Annotated in this window: 9 protein-coding genes; 1 reads left to right on the top strand and 8 read right to left on the bottom strand. The window is 48.2% G+C overall.

Features of this window, described 5'->3' with window-relative positions; all coding sequences use genetic code 11:
* Positions 1 to 116: 116 nt before the first annotated feature.
* The 6 genes from H6F52_RS11560 to H6F52_RS11535 all read right to left on the bottom strand — a co-directional run bounded on the left by H6F52_RS11560 (position 117) and on the right by H6F52_RS11535 (position 10808).
* On the bottom strand, positions 117 to 2972 hold the full coding sequence (locus tag H6F52_RS11560; RefSeq protein ID WP_190534738.1) for a hypothetical protein: 2856 nt from the start codon (positions 2970 to 2972) through the stop codon (positions 117 to 119).
* A 105-nt stretch (positions 2973 to 3077) separates the two neighbouring features.
* Positions 3078 to 5243, bottom strand: a complete 2166-nt coding sequence (locus tag H6F52_RS11555; protein ID WP_190534735.1) for a hypothetical protein — start codon at positions 5241 to 5243, stop codon at positions 3078 to 3080.
* A 230-nt stretch (positions 5244 to 5473) separates the two neighbouring features.
* Entirely contained in the window at positions 5474 to 6733 is a 1260-nt protein-coding gene (locus H6F52_RS11550; protein WP_190534732.1) for a DUF4159 domain-containing protein, read from the bottom strand.
* Between the two features lie 61 nt (positions 6734 to 6794).
* The gene (locus tag H6F52_RS11545) at positions 6795 to 7874 is read right to left on the bottom strand and encodes a phage tail protein (RefSeq protein ID WP_190534729.1); all 1080 of its coding nucleotides are present in this window, start codon (positions 7872 to 7874) and stop codon (positions 6795 to 6797) included.
* Positions 7875 to 8060: 186 nt separating this feature from the next.
* Positions 8061 to 10268 (bottom strand): putative baseplate assembly protein, encoded by a 2208-nt coding sequence (locus H6F52_RS11540; RefSeq protein WP_190534727.1) that lies wholly within the window; start codon positions 10266 to 10268, stop codon positions 8061 to 8063.
* A 126-nt stretch (positions 10269 to 10394) separates the two neighbouring features.
* A complete protein-coding gene (locus tag H6F52_RS11535; RefSeq protein WP_190412625.1) occupies positions 10395 to 10808 on the bottom strand; it encodes a GPW/gp25 family protein in 414 nt (137 codons plus the stop codon).
* A 618-nt stretch (positions 10809 to 11426) separates the two neighbouring features.
* Here H6F52_RS11535 and H6F52_RS11530 point away from each other — a divergent pair.
* A complete protein-coding gene (locus tag H6F52_RS11530; protein ID WP_190534725.1) occupies positions 11427 to 13103 on the top strand; it encodes a WD40 repeat domain-containing protein in 1677 nt (558 codons plus the stop codon).
* A 140-nt stretch (positions 13104 to 13243) separates the two neighbouring features.
* Here H6F52_RS11530 and H6F52_RS11525 read toward each other — a convergent pair whose 3' ends face one another.
* Positions 13244 to 13534 carry a PAAR domain-containing protein gene (locus tag H6F52_RS11525; RefSeq protein ID WP_190412623.1) on the bottom strand — a complete coding sequence of 97 codons (291 nt, stop codon included), beginning with the start codon at positions 13532 to 13534 and terminating at the stop codon, positions 13244 to 13246.
* A gap of 113 nt (positions 13535 to 13647) precedes the next feature.
* Positions 13648 to 15741, bottom strand: a complete 2094-nt coding sequence (locus H6F52_RS11520) for a VgrG-related protein (protein WP_190534722.1) — start codon at positions 15739 to 15741, stop codon at positions 13648 to 13650.
* Between the last annotated feature and the right edge of the window lie 392 nt (positions 15742 to 16133).

The following is a 16133-nucleotide window of genomic DNA, read 5'->3' as shown; positions in this document are numbered from 1 at the left end:
TGGGATGGGCTAAGCGATCGCGTCACCCCTGTAAGTGTTGGGCTTGCTAGGTCAATCCCACCTCCAAAAATCTTCAATTGAATTACATTCGCTTACTTACCCAGCAGTTAATTCAGTCAGTCAGGACGGGGGGGTAATTCAGAGGGCGAGAGCGAACCTGGTTCGCTGGGGGTTGGTACGGTAGCAGGATTGGCAGGATTACCAGCGGCAGGAGTAGCAGTGGTAGTACCGGCAGCAGGAGTACCGGCAGCAGGGGCACCCGTGCCAGAAGCCTCTGGGGTACCAGGGGCAGAGGTTGCGGCGGGGGCACCCGCTGCTCCGGGAGGGGGCGCTGGGGGCAGCGGCGGTGGGACGATTGGAGCCGGGGCTAAGGTAGGTGGAGCGGGGACTAAGGTAGGTAGAGCCGGGGCTAAGGCAGCAGGTGGCGGTGGGGGTGGCGGTTCAAAAGTTTCAATGGTAACCGCTCTGCTAATTTGTTCGCCAGCTCCATTGGTGACTTGCAGCGTAATCGTTTCACTACCCGGTTTCTGACTGAGAGTGTAGGGGATACTGCCCTGAACGGGAACCGTACCGGGTGCCGGAAGCAGCTCAACTTTAATATTGCTGCCGCCTTCTACTTTCCAAGATATTTTAAGAATTTCACCAGGTTTTACCTGATTGACTGGAACAATATATTTGGGTAAAGCTTCTTGATTGTTGATTTTAAAATTAACAATTCTCGAAGGTTGGGCTGTAATTTTAATCGCATCCGTCTTCTTGGAATCTGATGGTTCCTGTTGTCCTGTATTGGGAACGACCATCATTTCAAAGATGTAGTCTCCTGGTTTGCGGGCATCTGTAGGCACATTTTTACAGATTAGCGCTGCTTCGGCAGTACAGTATTTTGCCAAACCCTTTGCAACACCTTTGCTGAAGTCAAACCGCTTCAATACACTATTTACCGTACCGTCAGGCGAGCGCCCGATCAACTGCAACTCTTTGATCTGCTCTGGATTCACGACTCTCCAATTGAGGTGAATTTTATTGGCATTGGTGGGCTTACCAGGAACTTCTGCATAAATCGGTCTTGTAGAGGAAAACTCGATAATTTTTGGGGGAGGCTCCGGTTCAATTTTGATCGGACTGGTCTTCAGCGTATCCGATGCGACATCTTTTCCTTTTTTGGAGAAGACTTTCAGTTCAAAAACATAGTCACCGGCTTTGCGGGCATCTGTCCGCACATTTTTGCAGATTAAAACCTGACGAATCGCGCAAAATGACTTGAGTTGCTCTGGAACACCCTGGCGGAAATCGTAAGAAATGGGTTCAACGGTAGCTGTACCGTCAGGCGATTGCCCGGTGAGCAAGAGCGACTGAATCTGATTTGGGTGGCGAATTTGCCAACTCAGACGAATTAAGTCATCTTCAGATGCTTGATAGAGAGCATCTGAAGAGCTAAATTGAAGAATTTTTGGCGACGGCTTTGGCTTAAAGAAGATCAACCAAATCAGGAAAGCGATCGCTACCAGAATTCCTAAAGAAAGCAGTAGTACCAACAGGAACTGCCACCAAGGACGGGGTTCCCAATACAACGTCCCTTGTGGGGCATCATTAATTAAGGGCAACTGCTGCGTATCTTCAACTTCAACGCCGAAGCCGATCAACCTCCCTCCCCCATACAGAGGGCGACGCCACCACTTGAGCGGTTTTACCTGAACTTCGGCGATGGCTAAGGAAAAAGGCGCTATCCGTATCAAGGAAGGCGAGACCGTGTAAGAACACACATCCTCCTCATCCAAACTTTTGGCTCGCAGGATAACCTCGCGCGAGGTGTTGCCCCCATTGTTTAATCTGAGTTCGTACAATCCGGATAGGCGTCTCACCTTACCGACCAGGGTGCGGAATTCTACGGTCAGAAGGTAAGTCGGGAGAATTTCTAGGTAAATGACATCCAGCAATACCAAGTCTGGATTGTTAACAGAATATAAGCGAACGGTAGGATAGTAAGTTCCTGCCAGCGCGTCCATTGGCGGGTTTAACACCAGCAGAATTTGCCCAGTATCTCCGGGGTTGAGGTCTAATCCTGTCGTCGTTGTCACCAGTCCCGGCGACTCTAGCCCTTCCGGATAACGCACGCTAAACCATTTCTCGTCCAAATCCGGGCACATCAGCCGAAACCGATCGACTCTGGCAGAGCGGTTGTGTACGTTCACCACAACTTGCAACAGCGAACCGGGTTGGAGACGAGCCGGAACCGCAGAACTGGTGATTGGCTGAAGACTAAAGGTAGGATCGCTAACCCGAATGGCAGTCTCAATCGGCGGTAAAACCTGAAGTCGCGCTTGATGGCGGATCGGGGTATCTTCCGGGTAGTGCTGCGGCGCATCGACGACCAACAGGTAGGGGTAGGTGCCCGGTTTCGTCTCGACTGGCACCTGAAACTGAAAGATGACCTCGCTGGTAGAGTTGGAACCTAACGCCAGTCGCTGATGGGGAGAAGTACACCACTGACGGAGCGGTTGGGATACTTCATCGATAAAAATATCAATTAAGGCGCTTTGATTGCCCTTGTTGCTGACCGTGATGCAGAGATCGAAGGTCGCTCCGGCGACGAGGGCGTAGTCTCCGGAAGGATTGAGGATCACCGCGAGGGGATTACCGGGAGCTAGCGCTTGGTGGATGGTTTTAGGCAACTGCTGAGCGCCTCGTTTGGCAGCAAGACGCATCCGATAGCGTAATTCGCCTGCTACTTCCGTCTCCTGTACAAAGCCTTGAGCAACCAGATCGTCCAACAGCGCGATCGCTACGTCTTCCCCTGAGCCTGTACGATCTGCCACCTCAGCCAGACTAACTTCGGATTTTTTACGCATCATCCATTGCACGATCTGTCGCTGGGACTCAGGCAGCGTCAGGACATCGACCATTGTCAGACCGCCGGCTTTTTCATCCTGTCTCTCTAAGGAACCAGCATCGAACGGTTGTCTCGTTGTCATTGTTTCCCTCCCCAGAAATAAGGACTGAGGAGACGCGATAAATCGGCGTCTCTACACGGCTGAAAACTCAGTGAGGCTTCTCGCTCAGTTCTCCATTTTTTCACCTCAGTTTTGTTGGTCGCACTGTAGTTGGGGTAGCCGATCCGCACGTTTTAACCTCACTTCAGTATCGTCACTACCACTCAGCACAAAGATAGAGTTTCCGACCGTCTTAATATCTACACTATTAATATGCCAAGACTGACCAAACGAGCCATCGATTTTTCTGCCTTTTAACTGAGAATCCCGCTTACCTTCAGCAGTCAGAGGCCAAAGCATCACTCGTCCGTCATCCCCTCCACTCACCAAGTAGCAACCATTTGCGCTCAATGCTACCGAGCGAACTGACTTGCCGCCATGACCATCCGACCATTCATCCAAAACTTCACAAGGTCCCTGCTCGGCAAGACATTTTTGCATATTCCATAAGGTAATGTACCCCTGGTTATCAGCAGTGACTAAAAGATTCGGCTTGTATTCAGCACTATCCAAGCTGACGATGTAATCTTCCTGACCTCCTTGGCGAGGATAGGATACGCGCCCCCACTTGTCTTTTGCCAAATTCCAGACGACAAATTGGTTGAAGCGTCCTGCGATCGCTAGGTTTTTATCCGCTTTTCCCACCAATGCCAGAGCATTCACGACAAAATCAAATTTCTTCCCTCGCAGCGGTTGATTGGTAGCGTTAGGATTGTCGAGGTCGCGTTCCACATCCCACACTGCAACTAAACCACTCCCGTGACCGCTTAATAGATAACGCGAGTCTTTGGTGAATTCTAGAGCTAAAACCCGATCGTCCTTTTGGAACGAGAAAGAATTTATCGGTTGCTTTCTTTCTCCCGATACATTCCATAGCTGGATCTCTCCATTCTCCAAGCCTGCGGCAACCACATCATTGTCTACTGGTTTATAGCGGATGACCCGCACAGCTTTACCCGCCTTTCCCACAACTCCCATTTGTTGATTAAGCAAGGGATTCAGAAAGCCTGAAGTGCGCCATCTAATTGCGGTTTGGTCATTCGAGCCAGTAATGAGTTGCTCTCCGAGTCCATTAAATTGCACCGACGTGACAGAAGCTTTGTGTCCCCAAAATGGGTTGTAAGGGTTTAACCACGACAGCGCCCAGAGCAAGAAAAGCAGCAAGATTAATCCAGTTAACTGCATCCAGATAGGGAGAACTGGCCGGACAAGCAGTTTCAAGATTTGGGTGTCATTTCGGACATCTAAGCGCTCATCCGACACAATCGCCTTAACTTCCAAAAGAAATCTTTGAACTGAACCCAACCACCGGCGTTTCCTCGTACAGACTAGCTGTAGTTGAGTCGTCTCACCTGGCTTCAGGTCTGCCACTTCAGGGATGATCTGCAAATGGAATCTCCGCCGATCTTCCGCATTGACTTCGCAACTTACTTGCTGAGTTAAATTGCTGGCATTCTCAAAATTGAGTTTGTAAGTTGCGGAGTTAGACTTCCATCTCGGCAGCCAATTTCGCGATGGAGGGATTTGCTGTAAGGCTGGGGTGCAACTGAAATCTATAAATCCCGCAGCAACAACCTTAATGGCTCCTGCATTCTTTGATGGAGGACCATTGTGCTGAGTACATTCAACGGAAAAAGGGTATACCTGGCTGGGAGCAAGGGTGGCAATGGGTATTTGGCATAAGAAACTTGTTTCTACCTTGCTACCGGGTGCAACTTGCAGCCGTCGTTCGGCACTCTCGGCTAGCCAAGTCGGCTCTATGCCCACAAAATGTAGCACGACGTTGGTGGACAGTTGGCTGGGATTGTATACCCAGACTGGTATCTCGATCAAATCTGTCGGATGAACAACAAATTCTCGGACTGGCAGCTCAACCTGCATGGGGATAGAGCCAGTTCCCTGCTCAATGGATATCCTCAGAAGTTGTCTTTCTTCTTCCCGCAGTTCCATCGAGAAGATGCGGACGGTGATATTCATTTTGCCGACAAACCCAGGAACGGGCGTGTCAGTAATCGCTACATAAAACTTTGTACTATCTCCAGGGGGTGTTTTGGCGCTAATTCCTGGAGATAGTTTATACCAGGAATTAGCTAAACTAGAGTCAGCACCAGCGGCTAGTAGTTCTACTTGAAAAGTTGCAAATTGATTGCTTTCATTCGTAACTGTTACTTCAAAGGCAGCTGGTATACCTCCTGGTTTGTATCGAAGTAACTGGGTGGATAATTTAGCGTAGATTAAACTTTTATTTACCATCGAAAATATACCTTTTTAGCGATAGCAGTCTTATTTAATTGAGGAGAGCTACCTTTTTTTATGAACCGAGAAGACACAAATAGCGCTAAGGAAGAAGGAAAGAAGAGAGAATTTTATGAGTTCATTAGAATTACTTTAGTACCTAGATATCTTAATAACTGTTAGCCGTTGCTAGCAAAAAATAAGAACACCGGAAAGATGCCTAGTTTGTGTTTGGAGTAGAGAATCTTTTAAAATTGTAGTTTGTCAAAAATCGCTTGTTTGACAGACGGTTTAGCAACGGTTGACACAGGATTGTCTGCCCTTAATAATTGGGTGAGTTGCCGCTTGCGCCATGCGAAATGCAGAAGGTTTATTCCTAATTCTTGGGCGGTACGAATCGTTTCTCGCGGTAGTAAAAGCTTGTCATCTAATCCCCATGCTGCTGAGAGATTGCCAACGACTAAGATAATTCCTCCTCCATAGCCGAGTTGAATGGGCTGTTGATTTAAACTAGGTAAGGCTGCAAACAAGAAAGGCTGTGTCCGCAAGGGATGATTTCGGCTCAAGCGTTTGATATCCTCTAAGGGAGTTCCGAGTTGTTGAGCGATCGCCATGATGCTCTCAATCAGCTCTATGGCATCGGTGGCAGCATCGACTAGCAGAACACCCCCTGTCTCTAAATAATTTTTCAGGGCTTCAAATTCTCGATCGTTCAGATAGAGTGCCTGACGACCCGTGAAGTAAAGTAGGTCATAGCCTAAAGCGGCAAGCGGCAAAGACTTTTCGGCACCCAAAAAGGGAACTTGTCCAATCTGATCCGCTCCCTGTAAGCTTGGGTAAAGCGCAGGAACCGAATTGAGTAAGTACGAAAGATTGGAAAAACTGCGCCCATCGGCAGGTTGTTGCTGCGTGACTTGGGCAACGCGGACAACTGCTTGAGGACGCGATCGCGCGATCGCTCGATAACGTAAATCTAAGCTATTAACTGTCGGAAAAAATACATCCTTGGGATTCTCTAATTCCTCTGACTCGGATTGCAGAAAAATTCGGCACAATTCCACTTCCATTTCACTCGGTGGAGTGGTCTTTTCATCTAACCGGAAGGTTTCCTTTTCAAATTCACGAGACTCTTTCCGGCGCAATTTCTCCGGATCTACATAACTAATCGCTAGATAAACCATCTGAGGATTTTCTGTCAGCGTCTCACCCGACACCCGAAATTCAATCGGTTCGGAAACAACAATCGGGTTTCCCGCTAAATCAATCGCAATTCCCGGCTGAATTTGTACCCAACGTCCATCCCGGAATTGCGGCGCGACTTCCGCTGGTGCTGCGATCAAGCGCACGCCCAAACCGCAGACAATTCCTGGCTGATTGAGCGACTGGTAATGGATATTCTGTCTCTGTCGGTGGTACTCATGTGCCCGACGCCAACGGTCGGCATTCATCAACAGACCATCAGTAACTTGGAGACGTTCTAAAGGATTCGTTGGGGGTGGTGGAAACATAATGATTAATGGCTAATTAATGATTGCTAATTATTAATGACTCATGGTTTTTTTACTCAGATTACCCACTACCGATTACCTCTGCGATATCCAGATCGTAAGTGCAGAAAGCCGGTTTTTCTTGGTCGATGATGTGCCGCACCAATCCTTCATCAACTTGACCAGGTCGCTCAGGTCGCAGGCGTACAATGAAGTGATAAGGACGCCCACCGCCCAACATGGAGTCTTCGCCAAGGCGGGTTTCCCCTAACAGGAAACCTTTACCAAAGATTTCTTCAATACTAATGTGCTTATCAGCTTCTTCAGGGAGATGCTCGTCGAGTGGCAAGTCTGTATAGAGATGTAGATAGAGCCGCAACCCCCGTCGCGTTCCTCGCCAGCGATAAAGTTCTACCGCCTGACGAATCAGATATCGCTGCCGATTTAGACTCCATCGAGGGTCCATCGGCCATGCTACCCAGTGGGCTAGAAAGGGTAGCATCGTCGTCGGCGCAGTCAAAGGATCTAAGTAAGCCCACAACAGATCCATCGACTGCACTGCGGGTTCAAAAGTCTCCTCAAAAATCTTTAAAAAGCGACCAATAAAGTCTACTTCCCGATAGAGACTGGGCAAAAAATCCAGGTAGAGACTGCGGGGACGTACATAAAGGTTGAAAGCTGCGGATTCAATTAGTTGCCGACCTGGTGTAGCAATCCCTCCAGTTCCTCCTAGCTCTGTGTAGTACACATAAAGGCGGCTATGATAATCAACGACTAGGGTTTCGCCCGACTCCAAAGACTGGTTATTCTCAAAGAAGTTGGTTGGGATTTGGAAATATAACACCGCATCCATCTGCTGACCTGGAGCAATTTCATGCCCCTCCATCCCAATGCGACACCATTGGCTTGGGAAGTTGCCCTCAAGTTGCAGGCTCACGTCTAGGATTCGGGTTCCCAAGTTTTTGAGCTGCACCACCATTTCACTCGGTTCGCCTGGATACACGAGCAATTGATTGCTCGTCATGCCTTCGGTACTGACACTGCCACTGAGTGCCAGGGCATTAGCCGTGTTACTCGCCCCCACTGGCTGAACTGCCTCGGCAAGCTGCATGGGGGTGAGTGTCAGGTGTAAGATTTTACCGTGCGACGTGCTTTGAGTCATGGTCTGTGGTGAGTGCTGAAAATCAGGAGTAAGGGATGAGGAGTGAGTGAGGAATCAGAAAGTGAAAAGCCAGAAGTCAGCAGTCAAAAAGCTAGAGGAACTGATACTACTTTCTCATTCTCTTCACGCTTGCACTTAATCCGGGCTTCGCACCGCTTCGTTAACAGTCCTGCACCCCTCAGTCCTTTATTGAATCAAGTTGACAACATGACCAGAGCGCAGGCGACTGTTCAGCCAGGAACAGACTAGCCCTAAAGGACCGGGATCGATGACGGGGTTTTGAGGCAGTGTCCGTATCCAGGTTTGTTCCTGCTGACGCAACTCAAACAGCTGCACCACACCTAAATAGCGAACGCCTGGAATTTGCTGGAATAAGGTGACAATGTCTGAAGGATAAACGGGGCGTCCAAAAGGCCAGCCTTTCCCATCCATTCCGCCAGTAAGTGGGTTGAGGAAGCGGTACAACGCTACCCGTAATTTCAGCAGGATTTCTTCTTGGGCGCGGGGGTTATTGTACTCTGGCTCCAGTGCCACTTCAGTCTGAACGGACACTCCGACATATTCGGGTGCTTGCAGACGCACTTGCACTCCCAACAGTCGTCGCTCGTTCAGGTAAGCGTGGATTTGCTCGCTCAGTTGAGGGCTGAGGGAAAATAGGTCTGGGTGAATGCCTTCGCCTCGCGCGATCGCATCCGTATTCGCCTGGGGCACCAGCATCAGTCGGACGGTTCCGGCTTCGCTACTATCGGTAGGGGTCAGACAACGGGCACGCGCCACGCCACCGCCTCCTGCCTGTAGTGCCAGTACCTCAAAATCTTCGGGCGTGACGGCGCGATCGCGGGTGCGGAGCATTGCTGGCACTCGGACGACGGCATCTTCCAAAGATTCGGCGTCGGCACCGTTGCGGGCGGGGGTATGGTTAATGACTCTGGCAACGTAGGGAACGGCTGACTTGGGGATAGTAATGGTTCCCCGTTGAACATTGCCTTTTCGACCTCCTCCCGTGCGGTAAGCGACCATGCGAATCGCGGAGCCTTTGGGCGGCACTGCACCATATTGACGCTCTAGCGATCGCACTTCTTCGGGACGGGCGCTAGCATTCAACAAGCGATCGCTCACCAGGTTCTGCATCTGCGTTCTCGCGCGCAACTGAGTCTGCTGCTGGAGTTGGGCGGGTTCTCGAATCAGGGGGCCAAACTGAACCATCCCAGTCCGCGAGTCAATCGTGTAGTGAAGATCCTGAGGGCCAGAATCAGCAAAGTCATTGACTTCTGTCCATATTTGAGGCAAGGCTCCAGGCGGACTTACCAAAATGTATTCATCTTCCCGCCGTGTCAAGACAGGAACGCCTTGCAATTGGAAAGTTTGACCGGGCGTACCCTCGCTTTCTCCCAAAAGTTCATTTCTAATCTGTTCGCATTGAGAAGCGAGGACGGTACCGCCAATCGCTCTCGCCGACAAACTCACAATCCGCGGGGAACTACTGTAACCCGGTTGCGTAGGATCGATGTGACTATAAACGCAGCGCAGCCAGCGACCCTGGTAGGTGAGGAAGTGGCTCACAGGCCAGCGTTGGGGCAGATGTAGCACGACGTCCCCACTTTGGAGGGGATTGCTTCCAGTCCGAGCGAATTCGCTGAAACTAAATCCTTTCGTGCCATCATCAGCTTCCTGCAACAAAACCGGCTGCCAGTACGCGCCATTCCAAGCTTCCCAGCGGCGAGGAGGCGCGTCGGGATTAATGCCAGTGGATGTCGCAACTTCTCCTTTGAATTTGACTGCCAGAACATTCCCTTCGCATTCGTCCTCCGGGTCGAATACCAGATAAAAGCAATTTCCCGACTGGGGTTGCTCATCAAAAAAGGCTAATTCTCTGCCCATCCACTCACCGTCAGGGCGCAGAGTCCAAAGGTTCGTGAAGCGATCGCGTAACATTTGGGGAGTATCTTCAACCGTCTGAGCGGTTAGAAAATGTCGGATACTGGGCTTGCCAATCACCAGCGGCTGGTTGGTACTGAAGACAATCGCTTGCTCAGTTTCTGTCCTGACGGTCGCAATTTCTACCCCAGATGGAATCGTATATGGTTCGGGCAAAGCAGCACTCAGATAAAAAGTCAGGTCTGTCTGAGCGGGAACCGGAGCTTGCAGGCGAACCCCTAGTAACTCTAAAAAAGCAACATAGTTGCGACGGGGAACTTGATTGAACCGCAGCAACATTTGATCGGTCAGCCACGCAAATAGCTCAATCAGCGTGATGCCAGGATCGCTAGGGTTATAATTCGTCCACTCCGGACAATAGCGAGGAATCCGTAGAATGCACTCATCTACTAAATCTTTGAATGTCCGATCATCTAAATCAGACTTCGGTAACTTGGGTAAAAAATCAAAGTCCATTATTAATAAATAATCGGTAACTAGGAATTGGTAATTAGTAATTGGGCAAAAGTTATAGAAATGCGATAAATGAGTAGGGATTTTGAATTAAAGAATTCTCTTGTTACTCAGAACCCTCATGAACCATCACTCCTCTTTGCCGTTCAGATAGAAAGGATAGACCAAGCTCCGAGCATCATAAGTGCCCTTAGGATGGTATTCCACAATAATATCCACTCGGCCTCGGATGGGATCGGGGTCAGTCCGCACCAAATCGATGACAATGCGCGGCTCCCACATTTCTAGAGCTTCTTGGACGTGCAAGCGCAACAGGAGAAGGGTTTGAGTATTCATGGGCGCAAAGACCATCTCCGATAAGCGCGACCCAAAATTGGGTCGATACACCCTTTCTCCGATTTCAGTCCGCAGGATAATCCGAATAGATTCTTCAATATTCCGTTCTGCCGAACTGAGTTGAAGCCCTCCCTGTACGTTCACCCGTAGTGGGAAAGACCATCCCGTACCCAAGTGGCTGCGCTGCTTATCCGATCCTTCTGGCATAAAAGTGACTCTGTGCCTAGTATCGCAGCTACTTTACTAAAGCTGAAAGTCCCCGACTATTCGCCAAAAGTCGAGTTATCCCAAGCTGGCTGTAGCCCTAGGTTCTAGGGGCGGTGCCCTTCCGCCTCAAAGCGGGTTGTAGCCGAAGGCAACAGTCGCCAAGCGCAGCACATACAACATTGCTTAAATGACCTGAATCAGTTTGACACTGCGGGGTCTACCCCGTGTTTAATGGCTGACTAATCGTTGACTCTCTACCCAGTATCCTGATTTTGATGGAAATGGAGGTTTTACAAAACCGGGATGCTCCTTGTATGCGAGGCATACTCCAAGAATTAGTAATGTAATAAGTCGTGCTTGGACAGCACCCCAGAGCAAGTGTTTAGAGCGAATTGGTTAGCAGTTGAAGACAGAGGTTATTGTAGATCGGGATGCTTTTGATCGCGCAGCGTTTAAGGTTTAGGACGGGAAACTTTAGCGACTGAACAAGATTTTTGAGAAGTGATTAGAAGAGATTCTGCTGAAAATTAACACTAGTCTTTGGGAAAGTGCAAGCTCAAATATGTGGTTTTCTTACAGATATGATTTAGACCTCGAATTTAAGGTTTTTTTATTGTTATGACAGAACAAATAAGGGAAAAATTCGTCTATAACGGAGAAACCTACTATTTAGCTGGCTTAGAGCCTTCTTTAGAATATCCGGTTGATAAAATTAATGCTACAGCAGAAGAATCTGTAGATTTCGATAAAATAAAAGATAAAATATTTGATTTGTTGAATGAGGAATCAGTTCCCTCAAACGTAATACAAGAAGGAGTTTTAATTAGACCACGCGACTATGGAATGAAAGAGATTCTATTTTCTACAGCTTGCCGGAGAGGATTTTATTCAACCTATGAAATTGTTAATGAAGAATTGTTTTTGAAGGAAATGACTGTCGGTGGTGTTACGGGCGGTCATAAACCTATAGAAGGAGTTATGCCAACCTACGATAACTGTAGTGGTTTTTGTTATCGGAATCTTAAAATTTTTACCCGTTTTACTGGGAGAATCACCTTAGGTAAAGACTTCATTGATGGAATCTTCTTAAAACCTCTTTTGGGGATGACATTTTATCAAGGCAAATTAGTTGCGATTCAAGACCTTTCATTAGACATTTCCATTAGTCTTGCTGTTATCTTTGGCGGGTTAGAAGCTGTTAAGAGACGCTTGGCTAGAGCAGTGTCAGCGCAAAGAATTCTTGCATTAAGCGGTGCCCTCTATTATGGCGAATCAGGCTTGGATTTGGTGATTCCTGCTTTGCTGGATGAATCGGCACAGGTAATGTGGGCTGCGTACTCGCTACTGCGGACAAGGACAGAAACGAAAGTCAAAATTGCCTTGCAAGAATTCAATCCTTATCAATTTTTTGAATGTCTTTGTACCTTTGAGGGGCATTCTGACTATGTTAGTTCGGTAGCGATCGCGCCGGATGGTGAAACCATTGTTAGTGGCAGTGGCGATATGAATATCAAAGTGTGGGATATTCTGACGGGCAAGTGTAGGGGCACCTTCGAGGGGCATTTAGCCTCGGTTGATTCCGTAGCAATCGCGCCAGATGGTAAGACTTTTGTCAGTGCTAGTAGGGACAACAACTTCTGTGGTAGAGGGGGCTTAAAGAGTATCAACGTATGGGATATTCTGACGGGCAAGTGTCAGCGCAGCCTACAAATACTAGGAATATTCCCAGATGGTAAAACTTTGATTCATGGTCGTCAGTACAAAACCATCAAAGCGTTGGATATAGAGACGAGGGAGTGCCTCCGCATGGTAAATAAGTTTTTATGGGATGTTTATTTCGTAGCAATAGCCCCGAACGATCAAACGATTGTTAGTAGCAATGACGACAACATCCTCAAAGTGTGGGATATCGAAGCAGGTAAGTGGAAGGGTTCGCTACAGGGGCATTCACGCCGAGTTTATTCCGTAGCAATAGCCCTGGATGGAAGGACGATTGTGAGTGGCAGTAAGGACAATACTATTAAAGTGTGGGATCTCGTGACGTGCGAGTGTAAGGGCACGCTAGAGGGACATTCAGACTATGTTCTTTGCGTAGCAATAGCGACGGATGGTAAAACTATTGTCAGTGGCAGTAAGGACAACACCATCAAAGTGTGGGATCTTGAGACGTGCGAGTGCAGAGGTACGCTAGAGGGGCATTCAAACGCAGTGAGTTCCGTAGCAATAACCCCAGATGGAAGGACGATTGTTAGTGGCAGTTACGACAACACCATCAAAGTGTGGGGAATTCGATAAGGAAGTTTAAAGTATTCCCTGTTGAGGATGATTTGGGCAATTCAGGGATGCGTTCGTCGGGATTTGCCGACACACCTTAAAGAATAAGCGATCGCTAACCCAAACTAGAAATAACGAATTCTACCTCTTATAGTTGCTCATTAAGGAGCAACTAATACAGTGACTCCTGTGGCAATCACAGGTAAAGAAATGGGAACTGGAGGCACAGTAGGAGTTGCTCCCACTGCCATTGTGCCCATATGCGCCACTGGACGCCCGCAAGCCAGAACGGTGACAGAACAAGGCATCGCGAGAGCGCCAGCAATTGACGGACCCGTGACAGCATCTCCCAGACAAGCGATAGGTCGCCCCATAACTAAAACGGTTGGTGCCCCCGGTCCGATAATGGGACTACCACTAGCGACATCGCCCAATACGGCTACTGGTAACATAAAACCTTCCTTAATCGTTAATCGAGAATGGCTAATTGTGTACCACGTTTCTATGGTTAGGCATTAGCCATTGGTCGCGATCGCAATTTCTTCTTTCCTGCTCCCCTCGATTGTTAGCAATTCAGCCGAATCAGCGGTGCAGTCATACTGGCTGTGGCAGCTGCCATAATCGCTACCGCAGCACCTGCTTGCAGGTTCAACGCTGCGCCAGACTGTACGCTTACAGCAGCAGCCGACTGCGCCGACAAAGCACCGCCAGATTGCAGCGACAATGCCGCACCAGCTTTCATAGTGGCAGCACCCCCAGACTTCAAGTCTAAAACTCCGCCTGCTTGAGCGCTTAACTTGGCCGCGGTTTGAAGTTCTATGCCAGCAGGTGCGAGTTTTATACTACTAGGGCCTGATTGCAGCAGAATTTCCATTGGTGCTGAAATACTCACTTTTTGCACTGCCTGCATCGTGATGGTATTGGTCATGTCATTCATCAGCAACTTCTGACCACCAGTTGTTGTGATATCCAGCTTCTTATTGAGATCGTCGATGAGGATCTTATGACCGCCTTTGGTTTTAATTTCGATCTTCTTATTTTGATCGTCTAGGCGCACATAATGACCGTCAGTGGTTTTAATTTCCACAAACTTTTCGCTGTCATTCATGTGACATTTATGAGCGCCTATCGTCTCAATGTAGACACCAGCCTTGCTAGTATCTTTATCCTCTTCCACAAACTGTAATTTATGCCCGGTACGGGTTTTAAATGTCCGCAGGCGGACTTTGCCTTCACCTGAAATTGTATTATCCACATCTTCCGGCGGTGCATCTGTACCGTTCCAGACACCGCCAATGACGTAGGGGCGATGAATATCGCCGTGTTCAAAGGCAACCAATACCTCGTCATTGACCTCCGGCAGACAGTCAAACCCGCGATTTACACCAGCTCCGGCTCCCACCACTCTTGCCCAGTTACTTTCGTGTTCCTCTGTTAAAGTGGGAAACTTTACTCTCACTCGACCCCATTTTTTGGGATCTTTGTTATTCGTGACAATTCCTACTAATAATGTTTGTCCTGCTTGGAGATGGGTTCGGGGAGACAGGGTTGCCAGAAGATCGTCTCCCCGCAATCCCCGCACGCTAAATTCGGTAGTGTAGAACCGTTCCTGATAAACGTGACGGGTTGTCGTGACGTAATACTTGCCGCTGTATTTGCCCATACTTGCCAAGTCCACGACCCGTCCCGGTCGAATTCGCGGATCGCCTTCAGCTTTGGCATCAGCGTAGACAAATTCCCCCGATAACTCGTTATACAAAGCTTGCGCGATCGCGTCTGATTCTTTCTGAGAAGAGACTGGCTGATCGACAACAATCATCTTGGGGGTACTGCTAAAGCTAGTGCTAGTTGCTTTGCCCTTGCCTTGTTTGGTATCGGTAATGACTTGTGTTGTTTGACTGCTTTTAGTAGATGCAATCACCTGTTTACTTTTATAATCCCAAGCTCTTACCTCAACAGAATCTACCTGCTCGGCACTTGTTACCCGAACTTGGAAACTATGTATTTCTTGTAACCACTTGAGAGCCAAAGAAGCACCCGCCACCGGCTTGCGGAAGTGCAGTTTCCCATCTTGCACAAACAACTCAAAACCGTTCCGGGCTGCCCGTTCTCGCAAGAATTCCATGTTGGTTTGATTTTCTTGGAAAATATAGCCAACGGGATCGCCAAAGCCATAAGGCCCGCCACTTTCGTCAATGGTGCCCGCTGTAATCCCCAATTCACCGATAATTTGCCGAACAATGTCGGTGTCGGTCATGTTTTGGAAAGAGCGGTTGTAGCGTCCCCGATGTAGGCGATGAGAAACGTCATACCCGCGAATCACGACCGGAGCTTGAGAACCACTGGTAAAGTGGGTTTCAATTGCTGTAATCTCGCCATTCAGAATGTTGCCCTGCTGTGGATCGTCAAAATCAGCATCTTCTGTAGTGCTGGATTTAAAGCCAATCTGGACGGGTTTACCAATTGTTAATAAGTTTTCGTAGCGCCAAAGTTCATCTCCTTCGCGCCCTGGGAAGTAGTCGTTCCGGATAACTAGGGTAAACATGGCTGGAAGATGGAGGCTTTCTTCTACGGAGATTTGAAGAATATCTTCCATCAAACTCGCAGGAGCATCATCTCCATCAATTTTTATTTGAGGATAGGATATATACTTTGGCATTTGTAGGCAACACGTAAATGATTTTAGCTTCTAAATTTTAGATTTTGGATGAAATCCTGACTGGCATTTTTTTTCAAATTTTTTATTCTTTGGTATTTGAACTATAGGGGTCTTTTGCCTTGTTGCCTGACAAATCTCGAATTTTTAGGCTAGATTTTGTAATCTCAAATTAGAACTGTGAGTTTAGTTGGGTAAAAAAACTCTCTGTCAAAACTAAGATTTTTTAAAATTATCAGGCGTTTTGTTAGTCAAGCAAGGTAATCTACACGCGGATAATTTCTCAATCACCGAGAGGATATTTAAACCCATGCAGACGTTCATCCAAATTCAAAATTTAGAACGCAAGTTTCAGCTAGTTTAGAAGAAACTCTACGCCCCCGCCCATTCTCCAA

The organism is Coleofasciculus sp. FACHB-542 (genome assembly GCF_014695825.1).
Taxonomy (GTDB): domain Bacteria; phylum Cyanobacteriota; class Cyanobacteriia; order Cyanobacteriales; family FACHB-T130; genus FACHB-T130.
Note: the sequence above shows the minus strand (reverse complement) of the source record. Positions and strands in the feature narration are given on the sequence as shown.

Excerpts from the sequence above, each read along its gene's own strand:
- H6F52_RS11560 (WP_190534738.1), bottom strand. The coding sequence starts at position 2,972 with ATGACAACGAGACAACCGTTCGATGCTGGTTCCTTAGAGAGACAGGAT.
- H6F52_RS11530 (WP_190534725.1), top strand. The coding sequence starts at position 11,427 with ATGACAGAACAAATAAGGGAAAAATTCGTCTATAACGGAGAAACCTAC.
- H6F52_RS11520 (WP_190534722.1), bottom strand. The coding sequence starts at position 15,741 with ATGCCAAAGTATATATCCTATCCTCAAATAAAAATTGATGGAGATGAT.
- H6F52_RS11550 (WP_190534732.1), bottom strand. The coding sequence starts at position 6,733 with ATGTTTCCACCACCCCCAACGAATCCTTTAGAACGTCTCCAAGTTACT.
- H6F52_RS11535 (WP_190412625.1), bottom strand. The coding sequence starts at position 10,808 with ATGCCAGAAGGATCGGATAAGCAGCGCAGCCACTTGGGTACGGGATGG.
- H6F52_RS11545 (WP_190534729.1), bottom strand. The coding sequence starts at position 7,874 with ATGACTCAAAGCACGTCGCACGGTAAAATCTTACACCTGACACTCACC.
- H6F52_RS11540 (WP_190534727.1), bottom strand. The coding sequence starts at position 10,268 with ATGGACTTTGATTTTTTACCCAAGTTACCGAAGTCTGATTTAGATGAT.
- H6F52_RS11525 (WP_190412623.1), bottom strand. The coding sequence starts at position 13,534 with ATGTTACCAGTAGCCGTATTGGGCGATGTCGCTAGTGGTAGTCCCATT.
- H6F52_RS11555 (WP_190534735.1), bottom strand. The coding sequence starts at position 5,243 with ATGGTAAATAAAAGTTTAATCTACGCTAAATTATCCACCCAGTTACTT.